The 18,619-nt window shown below is 65.1% G+C and carries 16 protein-coding genes and 1 tRNA gene; 16 read left to right on the top strand and 1 reads right to left on the bottom strand.

What is annotated here, in order from left to right:
* Positions 1-16: 16 nt before the first annotated feature.
* The 16 genes from Q5064_RS08495 (at position 17) to Q5064_RS08420 (ending at position 16,297) form a co-directional block, all read left to right on the top strand.
* Positions 17-91: transfer RNA gene (locus Q5064_RS08495), tRNA-Val, on the top strand.
* Between the two features lie 61 nt (positions 92-152).
* Positions 153-2,321: an ABC-F family ATP-binding cassette domain-containing protein gene (locus tag Q5064_RS08490; protein ID WP_302963873.1), complete on the top strand. Its 2,169-nt coding sequence runs from the start codon at positions 153-155 to the stop codon at positions 2,319-2,321.
* A 188-nt stretch (positions 2,322-2,509) separates the two neighbouring features.
* Positions 2,510-2,971 (top strand): tRNA (cytidine(34)-2'-O)-methyltransferase, encoded by a 462-nt coding sequence (locus Q5064_RS08485; protein WP_302963871.1) that lies wholly within the window; start codon positions 2,510-2,512, stop codon positions 2,969-2,971.
* A complete protein-coding gene (locus tag Q5064_RS08480) occupies positions 2,972-4,786 on the top strand; it encodes a sodium:proton antiporter (protein ID WP_302963869.1) in 1,815 nt (604 codons plus the stop codon).
* Positions 4,787-4,897: 111 nt separating this feature from the next.
* A complete protein-coding gene (locus tag Q5064_RS08475; RefSeq protein WP_302963867.1) occupies positions 4,898-5,578 on the top strand; it encodes a site-2 protease family protein in 681 nt (226 codons plus the stop codon).
* A gap of 15 nt (positions 5,579-5,593) precedes the next feature.
* Complete coding sequence (locus Q5064_RS08470; RefSeq protein WP_302963864.1) at positions 5,594-6,388, top strand: ScpA family protein; 795 nt, start codon at positions 5,594-5,596, stop codon at positions 6,386-6,388.
* A gap of 94 nt (positions 6,389-6,482) precedes the next feature.
* Positions 6,483-7,430, top strand: coding sequence for an SMC-Scp complex subunit ScpB (gene scpB, locus Q5064_RS08465; RefSeq protein ID WP_302963862.1), 948 nt, complete (start codon positions 6,483-6,485; stop codon positions 7,428-7,430).
* A gap of 1 nt (position 7,431) precedes the next feature.
* Positions 7,432-8,250, top strand: a complete 819-nt coding sequence (locus tag Q5064_RS08460; protein ID WP_302963861.1) for a pseudouridine synthase — start codon at positions 7,432-7,434, stop codon at positions 8,248-8,250.
* A gap of 291 nt (positions 8,251-8,541) precedes the next feature.
* Positions 8,542-9,366 carry a 3-methyl-2-oxobutanoate hydroxymethyltransferase gene (gene panB / locus Q5064_RS08455; protein ID WP_302963859.1) on the top strand — a complete coding sequence of 275 codons (825 nt, stop codon included), beginning with the start codon at positions 8,542-8,544 and terminating at the stop codon, positions 9,364-9,366.
* A 12-nt stretch (positions 9,367-9,378) separates the two neighbouring features.
* Positions 9,379-10,230 carry a pantoate--beta-alanine ligase gene (panC, locus tag Q5064_RS08450; protein ID WP_302963858.1) on the top strand — a complete coding sequence of 284 codons (852 nt, stop codon included), beginning with the start codon at positions 9,379-9,381 and terminating at the stop codon, positions 10,228-10,230.
* Between the two features lie 4 nt (positions 10,231-10,234).
* The gene (gene panD / locus Q5064_RS08445) at positions 10,235-10,633 is read left to right on the top strand and encodes an aspartate 1-decarboxylase (RefSeq protein ID WP_302963855.1); all 399 of its coding nucleotides are present in this window, start codon (positions 10,235-10,237) and stop codon (positions 10,631-10,633) included.
* Positions 10,630-11,571, top strand: coding sequence for a ketopantoate reductase family protein (locus Q5064_RS08440; protein ID WP_302963853.1), 942 nt, complete (start codon positions 10,630-10,632; stop codon positions 11,569-11,571). The genes panD and Q5064_RS08440 overlap by 4 nt, the downstream gene beginning before the upstream one ends.
* A gap of 82 nt (positions 11,572-11,653) precedes the next feature.
* Positions 11,654-13,993 (top strand): ATP-binding protein, encoded by a 2,340-nt coding sequence (locus tag Q5064_RS08435; protein WP_302963850.1) that lies wholly within the window; start codon positions 11,654-11,656, stop codon positions 13,991-13,993.
* On the top strand, positions 13,990-15,393 hold the full coding sequence (locus Q5064_RS08430; protein ID WP_302963847.1) for an ABC transporter substrate-binding protein: 1,404 nt from the start codon (positions 13,990-13,992) through the stop codon (positions 15,391-15,393). Before Q5064_RS08435 ends, Q5064_RS08430 begins: the two co-directional genes overlap by 4 nt.
* 270 nt (positions 15,394-15,663) lie before the next feature.
* Entirely contained in the window at positions 15,664-15,951 is a 288-nt protein-coding gene (locus tag Q5064_RS08425; protein WP_302963845.1) for a nucleotidyltransferase family protein, read from the top strand.
* A complete protein-coding gene (locus Q5064_RS08420) occupies positions 15,941-16,297 on the top strand; it encodes a DUF86 domain-containing protein (RefSeq protein WP_302963844.1) in 357 nt (118 codons plus the stop codon). The genes Q5064_RS08425 and Q5064_RS08420 overlap by 11 nt, the downstream gene beginning before the upstream one ends.
* Positions 16,298-16,555: 258 nt before the next feature.
* Here Q5064_RS08420 and Q5064_RS08415 read toward each other — a convergent pair whose 3' ends face one another.
* The gene (locus Q5064_RS08415) at positions 16,556-18,520 is read right to left on the bottom strand and encodes a Zn-binding domain-containing protein (RefSeq protein ID WP_302963841.1); all 1,965 of its coding nucleotides are present in this window, start codon (positions 18,518-18,520) and stop codon (positions 16,556-16,558) included.
* Positions 18,521-18,619: the final 99 nt, after the last annotated feature.

Raw genomic sequence — 18,619 nt, 5'->3', positions numbered from 1 at the left:
TGAGTTGCACACCTTCGGTCGCTTGGCTCAGCGGGAGAGCATCGCCTTCACACGGCGGGGGTCACAGGTTCAAATCCTGTAGCGACCACCATAACTGACAGGCCCCTCTGCGGAGGGGCCTTTTTCATGTCCGAAGTGCGGAAGGCCTGTGCATGATCCTGCAAACTGAACATCTTTCCAAGTCTTACGGCGGGCGCACGCTGTTCCACGACGTGACGTTCCGGTTGGAGGAATACGACCGGCTGGCGCTCGTGGGGCCCAACGGCGCGGGCAAGACGACGCTTCTGAACATCATCTCCGGCGAGGACGACCCGGACGAGGGCCGCGTGCTCTTCGCCAAGGGGGCCCGGGTGGGCTACCTGGAGCAGGAGGCTATCGAGATGGGAGACTTGCCCGTGTTCGAGGAGGTCATCTCGTCCCAGACCGAGGTGTTGGAAGCCGAGCAGCGCCTGCACAAGCTGGAGGCCGAGCTGGGCGCGAGCCCCACCGAGGCGCAGCTGGCGGCCGTGGGCCGGGCGCGGGACGCCTACGAGATGCTCGGCGGTTACTCGCTGGAGTCGAAAGTGCGTAGCGTGCTCTTCGGCCTGGGTTTCACCGAGGAAGATATGAAGCGCTCCACCACGGAGTTCTCCGGCGGCTGGCAGATGCGCATTGCGCTGGCGAAGCTGCTCATCCGCAATCCCGAGGTACTGCTGCTCGACGAGCCCACCAACCACCTGGATCTGGAGTCGGTGAAGTGGCTCGAGGGTTTCTTGCGCGGCTATGCGGGCACGGTCATCGTGGTGTCCCACGACCGCGCCTTCATGGACAACATGGTGGACCGCGTGGCCGAGATCGACAACGGCCAGGTGAACCTGTACAAGGGCAACTACTCGAAGTACCTGGTGGCCCGCGAGGAGCGCCTGGAGCGCCTGAAGGTGGAGCGCGCCAAACAGTTAGAGGAGATCGCGCACCTGCAGGCCTTCGTCGACCGCTTCCGCTACAAGGCCACCAAGGCCAAGCAGGCCCAGGAACGCGAGCGGCGCATCGAGAAGATCAAGGAGACGCTGCCGATCATCCCCGAGGAGAAGAAGACCGTGCACTTCAACTTCGTACAGCCGCCGCGCACCGGCGACGAGGTGGTGCGCGCCCGCGGTCTGGTGAAGCGCTACGGCGAGCACACGGTCTACGACGGGGTGGACTTCACCATGTACCGCGGCGACAAGGTGGCGCTCGTGGGCCCCAACGGCGCGGGCAAGTCCACGCTCTTGAAGATGATCGCCGGCGTGGAGAAGCCCGATGCGGGTACCATCGACTACGGCGTGAATGTGGATTTAACCTACTACGCCCAGCACCAGCTGGAGGAGCTGCACGCGGGCAACACCGTCTTCGAGGAGCTCGACCACGCTGCGCCCGGCTGGTCCATCTCCCAAGTGCGCAGCCTGCTCGGCGCCTTCCTGTTCACGGGCGACGCCGTGGAGAAGAAGGTGGGCGTGCTCTCAGGCGGCGAGAAGGGCCGCTTGGCCCTGGCGAAGATGCTTGTGGCGCCGAAGCCGCTGCTCTGCCTGGACGAGCCGACGAACCATTTGGACATCTCGTCGGCCGACATCCTGGAGCAGGCCCTGCGCCATTTCGAGGGCACCATCCTGTTCATCACCCACGACCGCCATCTCATCCGCGGGGTGGCCAACCGCATCGTGGAGGTGAAGAACGGGAAGATCACCAACTACGACGGCGACTACGACTACTACCTGTACAAGTCGGGCCAGCTGGAAACTGACGCGAGCGCCGGCGCACCGGCGGCAGACGAGGCGCTCGCCGATGCGGGCATTCACGGGAAGGGGAGTGCCGCGGCTCCCGAGAAGCGCCGCGCCGGGGCGGCCGCGCCCACGAAGATCACCGTGAACCGTCGCCGCGACCGCGACGGCGGCAGCGCGGGCGCTCCGGCTGCCGCGCCGGCCCGCAGCGGGGCTGCGGGGGCGGCGAGTTCGTCTGCGCCCGGCGGCGAGGTGCAGCTCACCGCGCCCAAGGGCAGCGCGCCCAAGACCAAGGAGCAGAAGCGTCGCGAGGCCGAGGCCCGCAACCGCGCCTACGCCGCGCTGAAGAACCACCGCAAGCGCATAGCCCAGCTGGACGAGCAGATGGAGCGCGACAACGCCCGCATGGAGGAGCTGCTGGCCCTCATGGCCGACCCCGACTTCTACGTGAACGAGGACGCCTCCTCCGACGCCATCGCCGAGCACGCCAAGCTGAAGCAGCGTCTGGCTGCCGCCGAGGAGGAGTGGTTTACGCTCACCGAGGAGCTGGAGGCGGAGATGGCGCGCCAGCAGGAGCAATCTTGAGTTGCGGCTCCTGGGGGTCGGGACAGGGGTAGCGACTCTTCGCCTGTCGGAGACGCCGAATGCCTTGATTCGCTCAGACAGTCCTCGCTTGGTGAAACAGCCCACTGGGCTGTTTCAGTCGCTGCGGAACTCGCTCGGTCAAGGCATCCGGCGCCTCCTCTACACGTTGGCTCGATTGAAGGATACGTATGCTGAACATCGTATTGGTTGAACCTGAGATTCCGCAGAATGCGGGGAATATCGCGCGGACGTGCGCGTGCACGGGGATCCGCTTGCATCTTATCGAGCCTATGGGATTCCGCCCTACGGAGAAGAACCTGAAGCGGGCCGGGTGCAATTACTGGAACGACGTTGATATTGTGCGGTGGCCCTACCTGGAGGCGTTTCTGGAAGCCCATGGCGAAGACGAGCTGCACCTGTTCACCGGGGCCGCGTCGCGTACCTATGCGGAGGCAGCCTACGGGCCCGATGCCTTTCTGCTGTTCGGGCGCGAGAGCCGCGGGCTGGACGTTGCCCTTATCGAGCGCTTCGCCGATCGGTGCGTGCGCATTCCCATGCGCGCCGGGCTCGACTCGCTCAACGTGTCGAACGCTGTGGCCATCGCCGCCTACGAGGCCCTGCGGCAGCAGGGATTTCCGGAGTTGAGGTAAATGCAGACCTTCGAGCTGATTCTGTTTCTGCTGGCGGCGGTTATCGCCTCCAGCATCCTGGACAAGTTCCTGCCGCGGGTGTCGCTGCCGCTCGTGCAGGTGGCCTTGGGCGCCGTCATCGCGGCGGCAGTGGCCACGCCGCTGGAGTGGGGAATCGACCCAGAGCTTCTGCTCATCCTGTTCATTGCACCGCTACACTTCAACGAGACGCGGCATGTGGATTCGGGCCAGCTGTGGAAGAACCGCTGGGGTATCGCGTCGCTGTCGGTGGGGCTCGTCGTCGCCATCGTCATCGCCTGCGGCGCGACGCTGCACGCCCTCGTGCCGGCGATTCCGCTTGCTGCGGCTTGCGCGCTCGGTGCCGCCATGGGATCCACCGACGCCGTGGCGGTGACAGCGCTCACCCACGACCGCCGTTTCGGAGGCCGCCACGAGGCGCTGCTCAAGGGCGAGGCGCTGTTCAACGACGTGACGGGCACGGTGATCTTCCAGTGCTGCGTGACGCTTCTGGCCACCGGCGCGTTCTCGCTCGTGCACGCGGGCGAGGAGTTCGCGCTCGATCTGTTCGGCGGCTTTGCGGGCGGCCTCGTCATGGGCGTGCTCGCCTGGGGCCTCCTCGAGCTCATCCGCCGCACCGGGCTCGACACCCCCACGCTCCACGTGATGCTGGAGCTGCTTTTGCCCTTCGTCATCTATCTGGCGGCGAAATCGCTGCACATCGGAGCGGTCATCGCCGTGGTGGCCGCGGGGCTCATCATGTCGCTTCTGCCCCAGCGCCACACGGTGGCCACGGCGCGCACGAAGCTGCAGGCGGCCAGCGTGTGGCAGACCTTGGAGTTCGTGCTCAACGGCATCATCTTCGTCATTCTCGGCATGCAGCTGCCGCGCCTGCTCGCCCCGGCGGCCGAGGGGAGCCTGGGCGACCCGGCGGCTCTGCTCGGCGTCGTGGTGGTTCTCACCCTGGTTCTGGAAGCCGTGCGCTTCGCGTGGATACTCGCCATGGACGCCCTGGCGGCGGCGAAGTCCGGGCGCGGTGCGGCGTCCTGCCTCACGCCACGGGCTCTGTGCGGCACGCTCGCCATGGCCTTCGCGGGCGCCAAGGGCGGCATCACCCTCTCGCTCATGCTGACGCTCACGGCCGCCGGGGCGCTTTCCGCCGACGACCGCTCGATGCTCGTCTCGGTGGCCTCGGGCATGATCGTGCTCACCCTCGTGCTGGCCGACTTCGCCGTGCCCGCCCTCGTTCCCTCGAAGCGCTCGGCGGCGCGCTCGCGTGACCGGGTGGATGCCGAGATCGGCCTCGTTTTGAAGGTGATCGCCTCGGTTCAGGCCGACGCCCCCTTCACCGGCGCGGTGCGCGCGGGCGGCGAGGCGCGGGCCGCCGCGGCCATCGACGAGCCGGCCACCGTCATCGTCATGCACCGCTACGCCGAGATACTGGAAGATCTCGTGTCCGGCGCCTCGCCTGCCACGGCCGAGGCGGCCCGGGCTGAGATCGCGCGGGTGCGGGAACTTTACGACCATATGGACGCCATCGGCCGGGCCGCCGCCCAGTGGGACGGCGAGACCGAGGAAGACGAGACGGGGGAGAACCCGGCGGAACCGGAGTCGTCCGACGCTGATTCCGCGGGCGGCCTCACGGGCTACTTCCAGGCCCTGCGCGCCACCTACGAGGCCGTGGAAGACGTGCAGTCCCAGGCCCTCGCCCGCGAGCTGCAGCTCATCAAGCAGATGCGCGAGGCGGGCACCATCGACGCGGCCCACGCCAAGGAGCTGCGCAACGACGTGTACATCCAGCAGCTGACCCTCGACTAGCGTGAGATCGTGCCTCGCCGTGTTCGGCGGTGCTCGCTCGTCGGCGGTTTCTGTGGGTTCGCGCGCGGCCCGGCAGGCGGGTTGGGCCCCGTGCGCTACACTACGGGGACTATGGTTAACATCGCATACATCATCTGCTCGGTGCTGAGCTTCATCCCCGCCCTCGTGCTGCACGAGGTGGCCCACGGCTTCGCCGCCTACAAGCTGGGCGATCCCACGGCCAAGGCGTCGGGCCGCCTGTCGCTGAACCCGCTTAAGCACATCGATCCCTTCGGCACGGTCATCCTTCCGGCCATGCTCATGTTCATGGGCTGGCCCGTGTTCGGCTACGCGAAACCGGTGCCCTACAACCCGCGCTACTTCAAGGACCCGCGCCGCGACGATGTCATCGTGGGTTTGGCCGGCCCCTGCGCGAACCTCGCCATGGCCGGCGTGGCCGCGGCCGTCGCCTGGGGCTGCTCGGGGCTCGTGGCCAACCCCGCCTTCGCCAACAGCGAGCTGTTCGCGTACTTCTACGTGATGTTCTTGCCCACGTTCGCGCTCATCAACCTGTACCTCATGTTCTTCAACCTGCTGCCCATCCCGCCGCTGGACGGCTCGTCCATCTTCGCCATCCTTTTGCCGGCGAAGTACCTGCCGAAGTACTACCAAATCCAGCAGTATGCCTTCCCGATCTTCATGATCGCGGTCGTGGTGCTGCCCTACGTGTTCAACTTCAACCCGTTCTCGTGGTATCTGGGCGTGACGGCCGGCAACCTGTTCGACCTCATGTTCCCGCCGTTCTTCTCCTAAGGCACGCGACCGGTCATGTCCTACAAAGTTCGCATCGACAGCTTCGAGGGTCCCTTCGACCTGCTTCTGTACCTGGTCAGCCGCCAGAAGGTGGACATCGGGGCCATCTCCATCACCGAGATCGCCGACCAGTATTTGGAAGAGGTGTCCCGCATGGACAACCTCGATCTGGATGTGGCGAGCGATTTTCTGCTCGTGGCGTCCACGCTGCTGGAGATCAAGGCCCAAAGCCTCATCCCCCGCGAGCGCGACGAGCTGGACGAGGAGTTCGCGGAGCTCGCGCCCTCCGAGGCCCGCGACATCCTGGTCGAGCGGCTCATGGAGTACAAGAAGTTCAAGAACGCCGCCGCCGTGCTGCACAACCGCTTCGTCGCCGAGGGGCGGATGCACACGCGCCCCTTCGGGCCCGACGCGTGCTTTCTGGGCCTTATGCCCGACTTCCTCGCCGGCGTCACCGTGGACGCGCTGGCCTACCAGGCCGCCGCGGCCCTCGCGCGTCGCGAGGTGTTCCTGCTCGAGAGTGAGCACATCGCCGCGAAGCCCATTCCCGTGGAGGTGCACGTGCGCGCCATCCACCAGCGCATCCGCAACCGCAAGAAGATGCGCTTCTCGGAGCTGGTGGGTCCCGAGACGCCCAAGGAGGTGCTGGTCGTCACGTTTCTGGCCATCCTCGAGCTGTACAAGCGCGTGATGGTGAACCTGGTGCAGGACGAGGCCTTCGGCGACATCGCCATCGACTACATCGAGGGCTCCGGCGAGCTGAACTTGGAAGGCGACGACGCGCTGACGTCGGTGGGAGAGCAAGAATAGCCGCGTTTCGCCGCGGTGCGGCAGGGCGCGGGCCGCTTCCCGGCAGCCGCGCCGCCCCGGTTGCGGACGCGATAGGACGAAGGGAAAAGACGAGATGTTCCAGGGATTGCAGGAGGGCCAGCTGGCTGCGGCCATCGAGGCGATGCTGTTCGTGACCGACGAGCCGGTGGGCACCATCGCGCTCGCCGAGATGCTGGAATGCGAGCCGGGCCAGGCGGAAGCCGCTCTCGTGGCCCTGCGCGAGAAGCTGGAGCGCGACGGGGCGGGCATCCAGCTGCGCGAGGTGGCCGGCGGCTGGCGCCTGTTCACCCATCCGGCCTTCCACGAGCTCATCGAGAAGTACGTGCTGTCGTGGGATACGCGCAAGCTGTCGGCGGCGGCCATGGAGACGCTCGCCATCGTGGCCTACACCCAGCCCGTTACCCGCGCCGGCGTGGCCAGCGTGCGCGGCGTGAACTCCGACAGCCCGCTGAACTCGCTCGTGGAGAAGGGGCTCGTGCGCGAGGTGGGCACGGCCGACACGCCGGGCAACCCCACGCTGTACGGCACCACTCGCGGCTTTCTGGAGAAGTTCGGCCTGCGCAGTCCGGCCGACCTGCCCGATCTGGCCGATTTCGCCCCCGATGAGGAGACGCGCCGGCTCATCACCGAGCGTCTGAGCGCCACCCGCGAGGACGTGGCCGTCTCCGACGAGCAGGCCCGGGGCATGGCCCGCGCGCTTCTCGGCGAGGACGAGGAGGCGGCCGACGGCGAGGCGATGCTCTTCGACGAGGAGATGTACGCGGGCCTCGATGCCGCCGCCGCGTCGCTGACCGAGGCCCTTGACGCCGAGCGCGCCGAGGTGGCGGGGGACGCGGAGGCGAGCGGGGAAGAGGCCGGGGAAGCCGCGTCCGATGGATTTGCTGGGGAAGCGGACGCGCGGGCGACGGTTTCGGGCGAGAAGTCCGCCGAGGCGATGTTCGCCGAGGCCATCGCGTCGACTCTCGGTGTGGTAGACAAGATCGACTTCGACTCGCTCACCTTCGAGACCGACGATGAGTAGCATGCGCCTGCAGAAGTTTCTGGCGCGGGCCGGCGTGGCTTCGCGGCGGCATTCGGAGGAGCTCATCGCCGCGGGACGCGTGGCCGTGAACGGCGTCGTCGTGACTGAGATGGGCACCACGGTGGACCCCGACGCCGACGCGGTGACCGTGGACGGCACGCCGGTGGCGCTGCCCGAGGAGGCCGCTACCTTCATGCTGCACAAGCCGGCAGGCTACGTGACCACCATGAGCGATCCGCAGGGGCGCCCCACGGCCGCCGGCCTCATGGCCTCCGAACTGGCCGAGTACCCGGCGCTCTTCCCCGTGGGCAGGCTCGATGCCGACACTACGGGGCTGCTGCTGTTCACCACCGACGGCGAGCTGGGCCACGGGCTTCTGCATCCGCGCCGCCATGTGGAGAAAACCTACCTTGCGCTCGTGGAGGGCCGCCCCAACGACTACGACCTGCGCCGCTTGCGCGAGGGCATCGTGCTGGACGACGGGCCCACGCTGCCGGCCGGCGCGCGGGTGCTTACGGGCACGGAGGCTCGGCGCGCGCAGCGTCTCATCGGGTCGGGCGAGGGGGCGAGCGGGCATCTCCAGCGCCATGGCGGCAGACGCTCGCGGGCTGCGCTGGAGGCGGCGGGCAGCTTCGTGGAAGTGCGCCTGCGCGAGGGCCGCAAGCGCCAGGTGCGCCGCATGCTGGAGGCGGTGGGACATCCGGTCATCGCCCTGCACCGCGAGGCGTTCGGCCCGCTTAAGCTGGGGGACGTGCCCCGGGGCGAGGCGCGCCGGCTTACCGAGGCGGAGGTGACGGCCTTGAAGGAGCTCGCCTCCTAGGGGACGTGCCTGCGCCACAGCGCCTTCCGCTAGCCGCTCGGCCGGTCGTCTTCTGCTCAGAATGCCCCCGAGCTCAGCTGTCCTCAGCTGTCTGCGCGCCGTCGCAGTTGTCCGCGCGCCTGATCGCGGCGCTCCATAGGCGGCACCCATGGCGGCATCGGCAAATCTGATCGAAACGCTTGCCATTTCCCCTTGCGCCGCCTGTTGCGGCGGCTATAATACGCGCCAGAGAAGGATACCGCTGCACTTGGGATAGGGCCCAAGGCGGCAGGATCGCAAAAGGAGGCGCTCATGAGCGTTACTGTTTCCACGTTCCAAACCATGAAGCAAAGAGGCGAGAAGATCTCGATGATCACCGCCTACGACTACACCACGGCGCGCCTGGTGGACGAGGCGGGCATCGACTCCATCCTCGTCGGCGACTCGCTCGGCAACGTGATGCTGGGCCTGGGAGATACGGTGTCGGTCACCATGGAGGACATGATCCATCACGGCGCGGCCGTGGCCCGCGGCACGAAGAACGCGCTCGTCGTCGTGGATATGCCCTTTATGTCCTATCAGGCGAGCGTGCACGATGCGGTGGTGAACGCCGGCCGCCTCATGAAGGAGGCCCGCGCCAACGCCGTGAAGCTGGAAGGCGGCGTGGAGGTGGCCGACCGCATTCGCGCTATCGTGGCGGCCCAGATTCCCGTGTGCGCGCACATCGGCCTCACGCCCCAGGGGGTGAACGCCTTCGGCGGCTTCAAGGTGCAGGGCAAGACCGCCGATTCGGCCCGCAAGCTTCTGGAAGACGCCCATGCCGTGGAAGAGGCCGGCGCCTTCGCCGTGGTGCTGGAGGCCATTCCCGCCGAGCTGGCCGAGCGCGTGTCGGCCGAGCTGGCCATCCCCACCATCGGCATCGGGGCCGGCGCCGGCTGCGACGGCCAGGTGCTCGTGAACCAGGATATGCTCGGCATGTTCCACGACTTCACGCCGAAGTTCGTGCGCCGCTTCGCCGAGGCGGGCGACGTGATGCGCGAGGCCTATGCCGCCTACGACGCCGCCGTGAAGGACGGCTCCTTCCCGGCCGCCGAGCACTGCTACCAGGCGCCCGAGGGCGTGCTGGAGAACCTGTAGGGGAGGCGCGCCGTGGAGATCATTACGGCCGTTGAGGCCATGAAGGCCCAGGTGGCCGCATGGAAGGCAGCGGGGCTCACCGTGGGGCTCGTGCCCACCATGGGCGCTCTGCACGCCGGCCACGAGAGCCTGATGGACGCCGCCCGCGCCGCCTGCGACAAGGTGGTGGCATCCGTGTTCGTGAACCCCATCCAGTTCGGGCCCGACGAGGACTTCGACGCTTACCCGCGCGACATCGAGCGCGACGCGGCCATCGCCGCCGCCCACGGGGTGGATGCGGTGTTCCACCCGTCGGTGGAGGAGATGTACGGGCCGGCCCACAACACCTACGTGGTGATGGAGACGCTCACCGACGCTCTGTGCGGCGCGTCGCGGCCGGGGCACTTCCGCGGGGTGTGCACCGTGGTGACGAAGCTCTTCAACATCGTGCAGCCCGACCGCGCGTTCTTCGGCCAGAAGGACGCCCAGCAGCTGGCCATCATCAAGCGCATGGTGGCCGACCTGAACATGAACGTGCGCGTGGTGGGCTGCCCCATCGTGCGCGAGGAGGACGGCCTGGCGAAAAGCTCGCGCAACGCCTACCTGTCTGCCGACGAGCGCGAGGCGGCCCTCGTGCTGTCGCGGGCCATCCGCGCCGGCGAGGAGGCCGTGGCCGCCGGCGAGCGCGATGCGGCGGCCGTGAAGGCGCTCATGGGCGGCATCATCGAGGCCGAGCCTCTGGCCCGCATCGACTACGTGGAGGTGGTGGACGGCGCCACCATGCAGCCGACCGACCGCATCGGCGAGACGGCGCTCGCGGCCATGGCGGTCTACATCGGCACCACGCGCCTCATCGACAATTTCCTGTACGAGGAAGGGGAGTAGCCCCATGCTGCTGAACGTGCTGAAGGGGAAGATCCACCGCGCCGCCGTCGTGCAGGCCGAGCTGGACTACGTGGGCTCTATCACCATCGACGTGGCCCTGGCCGAGGCCGCCGGCATCTTGGAGTACGAGCGGGTGCAGGTGGTTGACATCGACAACGGCAACCGCTTCGAGACCTACGTGATCGCCGGCGAGGCGGGAAGCGGCATGATCTGCGTGAACGGCGCGGCCGCCCACTGCGTGGAGCCGGGCCACAAGGTGATCATCATGGCCTACGCCCAGATGACGCCCGAGGAGTTCGCCGATCCCGCGAACGCCCCGCGCGTGGTGTTCGTGGACGACGACAACCGCGTTGCCCGCATCACCCGCTACGAGAAGCACGGGCGCTTGGAGGATATGGAATGAGCGAGGTCAAGCGAGTTGCCATTGTGGGGTTCGGGTCGCTCGGGGCCATGTACGCGGGCTGCTTCGGACGCGCCATGGGCGCGGACGGCGTGTTCGTCGTGGCCGATGCGGCGCGCACCGAGCGCTATCGCGCCGAGCCCACGGTGTTCAACGGCGAGGTTATCCAGGCCACCTACCTCACCTACGACGAGGCGGCGGCCCGGGCGGCGGCGACGCCCTTCGATGTGGTGCTCTACGCGGTGAAGTACGGCGCGCTTGCCGAGGCCATCGATCAGTCGGCGCCGCTTGTGGGGCCCGATACCGCCGTCATCTCGGTGCTGAACGGGGTGACGAGCGAGGAGGTGCTCGCCGAGCGCTTCGGCTGGGATCGGGTGCTTCTGTGCGTGGCCCAGCAGATGGACTCGCGGAAGGTGGGCGTCACGGTCACCGCCGGATGCGTGGGCGTGATGGCCCTCGGCGTGCACGATAGCGCCGATGCGGCCCAGCGGGAAAACCTCGCGCGGGTGACAGCATGGCTGACCGCCATCGGCCAGCCCTTCATCGTGCCCGACGACATCCGCCACCAGCTGTGGGGCAAGCTCATCTGCAACGTGGGGGTGAACCAGGCCTGCGCCGTGTACGACTGCTGCTTCGACGGCATCCAGGCGGAAGGCGAGGCGCGCGAGGCCATGATCGGCGCCATGGCCGAGGTGGTGGCCGTGGCCCGGGCTGAGGGCATCCCGCTTACCGAGGACGATGCGGCCTTCTGGCTCGACGTCATCGACCACCTGAACCCGGTCGGCATGCCCTCCCTGCGCCAGGACGTGCTGGCGCGCCGCCCCACCGAGGTGGAGCTGTTCTCCGGCACCATCAACCGGCTCGGGCGCGCCCACGGCATTCCCACGCCGGTAAACGAGCGCTTTTACGCCGCCATCAGGGCCATTGAGGCGGCCTATTGAGTTTCGCCCGATCTGGCGCCGCAGGCCCCCGTTCAGTGCTACACTACCGTTGACAAGGTGTAAAGCACAGACGGAGGACTCGTTGAAGCGGGGAAGGTACATCGCCATCGTCGCCGTATCGGCGCTGCTCATCGCCATCGCGGTGTGGACGTACCTCGCCCAGCTGTCGGCCACGGTGAGCGACAACCTCATGTCCACCGTGGACGAGATCTCCCGTCACGACGTGGAGACCATCGAGGGCTCGCTCGAGGACGCCTACGGGCGCCTGGGCTCGGTCACCAAGCATTTGGAGGTGTACGAGGCGCACGACGTGCAGGAGGCGCAGGAGCGCCTGAACCTGGAGGCCGCCGCCTCGAACCTCTTCAACGCGCTGTACCTCATGGACAGCGAGGGGTATCTCTACAGCAGCTCGTATGTGGTCATGGGTCCCGACGAGCACGCCTACGACGAGCTGGCGGCCGATGGCGGCGAGCCGTTCGTCATGCTCTACAACGATGAGCTCGGCCGTTTGGAGACCACCAAGGAATCGCTCATCTTCGGCATTCCCCTCAACGACTTCCAGCTGGGCGGCCGCACTTTCGTGGCCCTGCTCGGCCGCAGCGACCTGTCGGCTATCTCGAACCAGCTCATCATCGAGAGCTTCGACGGCCAGGGCGTCTCCAGCGTGGTGAACGACAAGGGCTACTACATCGTGAACGCGAGTCCCGCCACCGATCTGGCCGGCGAGGACAACTTCTACGAGACGTTGGAGCTGGGCTCCATCGAGGGCGGCGTGACCTTGGAAGACGTGCGCCGCAACATCTCGGAGGGCAAGAGCTTCGTCATCAACTGCGCCACGGCCGAGGGCGAGCGGCTCGTGATGTCGTTCGCGCCGGTTGCGGGCACCAGCTGGTCGTTCATCATGGCGGTGCCCACCGAGGTGTTCGATCAGCGCTTCGCCCCCTTCATCGCCATGACCGTGGGCATGCTCTGCGCGCTGCTCGTGGTCATCAGCGTCATGGTGGCGGTGCTGTTCCGGCTCGTGCGCCAATCGCTGCGGGCGCGGGCCGAGGTGGCGGCGCGCTCGGAGTTCCTCTCGAACATGAGCCACGAGATTCGCACGCCCCTCAACGGCATCATCGGCCTGAACCATCTGATGGAGCGCCATATCGACGACCGCGAGGCCATGGCCGGCTACGTGGGGCGCCTCGGCAAGGCGGCCCAGTACCTGCTCTCGCTCGTGAACGACATCCTGGACATGTCGAAGCTGCAGGCGGGGAAGGTGGAGCTGGTGAGCGCGCCCTTCGACGCGGCGTCCCTTATCGAGAACGTCTGCGTGATGCAGCGCGAGCCCATGGCGGCGCGCGGCATCCGCTTCGAGCTGAGCTGCGAGGGGATGGGGAAGGCACCGCTCGTGGGCGATGAGGTGCGCATCAGCCAGGTGCTCATGAACATTTTGTCGAACGCGGTGAAGTTCACGCCCGAGGGCGGCACCATCGCCCTGCGCGCCGTGCAGGAGCCGGCGGGTGTTCGGGCCGCGCGGCTCACGATGACGGTGAGCGATACCGGCTGCGGTATGACGCCGGAGTTCCAGCAGCATATCTTCGACGTGTTCACCCAGGAGCGCAACAGCAACAGCGAGTCCCAGAAGGGCACCGGCCTCGGCATGTCCATCAGCTACCTTCTGATGAAGCAGATGGGCGGCGAGATCAGCGTGGAAAGCGAGCTGGGGCGCGGCTCGCGCTTCACCGTGGCGGTAACGCTTCCGGTGGCGGAGGCCGCGGCGGGGGAGGCCCTCGCGCCCGCGGCGGGTGCGGTGCCTGCGACAGCTGCGGCTGCGGAGGAGAAGACATCGGGCGTGGAAGCGGCCCAGGGCGGCGAGGGGCTGCCGGACGCTGCCGCGCCAGACGAGGCGATCCCGGCCGCGTCCGCGGCCGCGCCGGCGATGGAGGGTGAAGCTGCGGAAGGAGCCGAGGGCAACGCCTCGGCTGGCGCCGGCGACGCTGCCGATGCCCCGGCCGGCACCGACACCACCGGGGCCGCCGACGCGCCGCTGGAGATCCTCGTGGCCGAGGACAACGAGCTGAACGCCGAGATCATCGCGAGCATTCTTTCCGAGGAGGGCTTCTCGGTCACCGTGGCCGGCAATGGCGAGGAGGCCGTGGCGCGCTTCGACGAGTCGTCCGAGGGGCACTTCGCCGCCATCTTCATGGACGCCCAGATGCCGGTGATGGACGGCTACGCGGCGGCCCGCGCCATCCGCGACCTGCCCCGCCCCGACGCGGGCACTGTGCGCATCTTCGCCTGCACGGCCTCCACCTTCGCCGAGGACCGCGCCCGGGCGCTTGACGCGGGCATGGACGACTTTTTGCCGAAGCCCCTGAACGTGGGCCTTATGCTCCAGAAGCTGGCCGAGGTGCGGAAAGGGGGCGCATCGCGATGAGGCATCCGTTGCTTACCGCGCAGCCTGGCAACATGCAATCGCCCGCGGCTCGCCCTGCCGCCCCGTCGCTTCTCGCCCGACCCTTCACGCGCCGCGGCTTCTGCGCCGCCTGCGCTCTGGGGGCGAGCGCGCTTGCGGTCGGGCCGGGCTGCACGGCCGGCGCCCGCGACAAGGTGCACCTTGTGGTGAAGGTGCCGCGCACCGGCCACAGCGTCGTTTTCGACGAGAGCATTACCCAGGTGGAGACCGTCATCCAGGCCATGGCCGACGACTTCGCCGCCACCTATGCGGGTCGCCCCGTGGAGGTGGAAGTGGTCGTCTTCGAGCAGAACCAGTACGACGCGGCCGTGAAGGGCGCCTTCGACACGGCCAAGTCCCCCGATGTGCTCTACGGTGACTACTTCAACATCTCCAGCTACATCCACACCGGGCGCGTGGTGCCGCTCGACGAGGTGGCCACGCCCGAGGTGCGCGCCGACGTGTCCGACTACCTGTGGGACATGAGCACGGTGGAGGGCCGCGTGTTCATGATGCCCTACCTGGCGCGCCAGAACGTGCTCGCCTACAACAAGGAGCTGTTCGCCCAAGCGGGCTTGGGCGACTTCATCGCCGATGGGGAGATCACGTCCTGGTCGCTCGAGGAGTGGACGTATATCTTGGACACCCTGACGGCCAATCTGCCGCGCGGCACGTTCCCCATGATGATGTACGCCGCCAGCTCCCAGGGCGACACCCATATCATGACGCTGCTGCGCAGTGCCGGCTCGTCGTTCTTCGACGAGAGCGGGCATTTCGCGCTGAACACGCCCGAGGGCATCGCCGCCCTGCGCTGGATTCAGGAGGGCGTGGGTCGCGGGTGGTTCCCGCCCCATGCCGAGAACCTGGAGATCGAGGACTGCTCCAGCCTGTTTCGGGCCGGGCAGCTGGCCATCTACATGGTGAACAACGCCTCCATCGGCCGCTACGGCGACACGGCGGGGCTCGTGAACTTCCCCGGCCCCGACGACGACGGCTGCGTGACCACGTTCATCTCCGGCTTCGAGGCCTTCGACAACGGGGATGCGGAAAAGCTTGCTGTGGCGAAGGACTTCATCGCGTTCGTGTACGGCAGCGAGCGGTGGCTCGATTATGCGGCCGGCGCCATGCCGGCTTCCAAGCGGGTGGCCGAGCGCTACGGCCCGGAGATTCCCTGCTACGACCTGTTCCGCGGCAACATCGACAACGTGGTGGACTTCACGGGAAGCAACCCCGACACCCTGGCTGTGCGCGACGTGTTCTACCCGTGCATCCACGACCTGCTCATGGGCAAGCTCACCCCCGAGGAATGCGCCGCCCGCATCGACGCCGACTGCAACGCCGCCATCGACGCCGGCCTCGAAGCCAGCCGCCTGCACGAGTAGGGAAGGTATGGTCTGCCGCCGCGGTTCCGGCGGGTCGTCTTACGCCGGTCTTCCACAAGATTATGCATGCAAACATTATGTTGGCGTGCATAATCTTGCGCGAGACAGTCTGGTGGATAAGCTGCCTTACCCTTGAGGGCCCGGGAGATTTTGCTGCGCCGATTCTGCAGTATAGCCCGAATCAGTCTGTCTCTGGCGCATTAAAGCACCGCCGTTTGTTATGGTACACTGTCGGCAAAGACGTTTATAGGCAGGAAGCGAGGTGACGACATGCTGAGCATCGACTCCATTGCCGAGGGCGTGCGGGACGTCGCGGCCGAGTATCCTGTTGAGCGCATCCAGCTGTTCGGCTCCTATGCCCAGAATTGTGCTCGGGAGGAAAGCGACGTCGATCTTCTCGTGGAGTTCACGTCCCTTGCTGTGTCGCTCCTCACGCTGTCCGCCCTGCGCAATCGCTTGGAGAATCGCCTCGGAGTATCGGTCGATCTGGTTCACGTGCCGCTTCCGCAGGGTTCTTTTCTGGATACGGGAAAGACGGTGACGCTGTATGAGCGATAAGAACATCGTCGTCTTAGGGAAGGTTCTGGACGAAATTTTCATGGCGCAGTCCCTGCTCGGTTCGCGCGATCTGGACGCGTTCCTTGAAGACGAGATGGTCAAGCGGGCAGTTTGCATGACGGTCATCAACGTGGGCGAGCTGGTGAAGAACCTCGACATGGAGTTTCGCAGCGAGCATCCGCAGGTGCCGTGGCGAGATATTGCAGGCTTTCGCGATGTGGCCGCGCACAAGTACCAGACGCTTCGCATGGACGACGTCTATGTAACCGTGAAGGACGAATTCCCCGCCATTGAGGAGGAGATCGCTTCCATCGTCGAGGTGTGTTCAGGAAACGCAAATTCGTAAAGTCGAACTTTTTTGTCTGGATTGCTATGTGCCAGTGCGCGTTTGTTCTCGACCAGAACGAATAGTCTCTCCGGAAATGTCCTCTTATATACGGTTCGGTTGTCGGCCTCCATTGAGATTTCCTTGGTGACAACTGTGGCTGCAAGACGCTTTGTTGGGGACTTTCGTGAATCCGCGAAGAGTGAGACTTCACATATGCCGTCCCCATAGTCGGGTCATCTTTTTGTCTACAGTCGACATGACGATTGCGCGATGGCATTATGATTCGACAATCTCTGCGGTGGGTGCTAAGCCGAGTAATGGGAAAAGAAGCGCTTTCAAAACTCTTTTTGCAGCACCGCGTGAGAGTTTTGCCTGTCTCATCTGGTTGTAGTAATTCGCGATGCAGCCGTAGCAGCAAGTTTCCTCTCCGCAACCGCAATGTCCGTCGACCACTCTGTATGCCTCTTCGATGAGTTCTGACACCCTATCACTGAGCTGGCGTGCATGACCTGCTCCTCCAGGAACGTCGTCGTAGATGAGCAGTGAAATGCCATGCGTCTCGTTCTCGTACATGGTTCCACCGAGTTCAGTTTCGGGTACTTCGAGGATTCTAGCCGCCGCGGTGAAGAGCGCCCACATCACGGCCTCCCATTCTTCGTTGATTGAGTGGGGGATAGCGTCGATATCGAAGACGAGCTCAAGAACATCACTTACAAAGGATGTGCCGAGGGCATTGTAGTGCACAATTTTCGGGGTGCAGCCGCTTTTCTCGCACCAATAGGTATGCCTAATTGCTTCACCTCCGATGGCGGCTCCGCTACAGTAGGCGCAAACCTGGAATCCCATGCGAGGGGAATTGAGAACGCAAATTTGGCCATTTCCAGCATATCTCTTTCTGACCGTTCCCCCCGGGAAGTGAATATCTATTGGAGTGGCTTCATTGGGCCAATGCTGACTAAAGTAAACGGAGGTGTAGCCCCTTGATCTCGGTTTTCGGAGGCCGATACCCTTCTTGTCCGCCTCTCCGACGAAGCCGTATGACGGAATGAGCATCTTCTTTTCAAGTGTGAATTCGTTGTGGCATACGGGGCATTCACCCTTGTCGCTGTAATTCTCAATCGGCCACACAAAGGTTCCGCAGTCAGGACATTTTCCATACCTACGAACTCGAAGTTCCTGACCTTTTGGTTTTTTGATGCCGACGGATTTCCATAGGGTTTTTCCTGCGACAATTTCGGAACCTGGAGCATACTCTCTGATGGCGTGGCGCATGCCTCGGGAAAGAGAAAGTCTGTTCTCCTCGACAGATTGCTGGATTGCCGGAAGATGGAGTTCGACGAGGTCGGTTGGAAATCCGTATTTGGGAAGAATTCCATTTTCGGCAAGTATGGAGATGGTTTTCTCCTTTTTGAGTGCGTCTCTGGATTTGAGAAGATTCGAAGCAAGTCTGTCATCGATGTCTATGTTTTGATCGATGCCTTCTTGAATACGTTCGAAATCAGTGTGCTTGAGGTTGTGAGCGAGCGGCAACCTTCCGCCGTCTTTCCCTCCGTCCCGATCGATGGGCTCAACGAGCTTAGTGACCCACTTCCATTCTTCTGCTCCGATCTTTTCTGCAAGTGGAAGGTTTTGCGGAATGATACGGGCGATCTGCTTCCTGATGCCCTCAGGCTGCGACGAGAGATAGTTGCGCAGTTCCTCGAGGCCGTTTGGCTCCTCCATGGAGAGATCCATAAAGTCGTTGTAATTGTGGGAGTAGTCTTTGTCGAGACTCTCATTTGCATAGCGAAAAAACTCGGACATGGCAACGGCAAACACATGACGTATTGCGATAGCGGCGTTGTCCAGGTAGCACATAGGCACCCTGGTGTCGCCGGCAATTATCTTTGCGGGATCGTTGAAATAGGCAATATCGTGGGGGCGTAGGCGCGCGAAGGTGATCGCGTAGCCCGGCTTTCCCGCACGACGGCCTACGCGGCCTGCGCGTTGCGTATAGTTCGCGGTAGTGGGAGGAACGTTTCTCATGAAGATTGCTCGCAGGTCGCCGACGTCCACGCCCAACTCAAAGGTGGTCGTACAACTTAGGACGTTAACATCGCCCTTGATAAAGTCACCCTGAATCTCTCTGGCCTTCTTGGAGGACAGCTGTGCTGTATGCTCCTGTATATCGAGGGGGAGGGCCTCCTCCTGATATACCATTTTGTAATATCGGTCTTTTTCTTTTGCCTCGACGAACGTCATTTTCTCCATTTGACCATTGCACTTCGTAGTGGTGCAGATGCCATGCGTGTCCAAATGTGTCTCGCATCCGCACGCACTGCAACGGTAAATTATGTCTTC

Origin of the sequence: uncultured Adlercreutzia sp. (assembly GCF_958431955.1) — a bacterium.
Lineage (GTDB): Bacteria > Actinomycetota > Coriobacteriia > Coriobacteriales > Eggerthellaceae > Adlercreutzia.
Note: the sequence above shows the minus strand (reverse complement) of the source record. Positions and strands in the feature narration are given on the sequence as shown.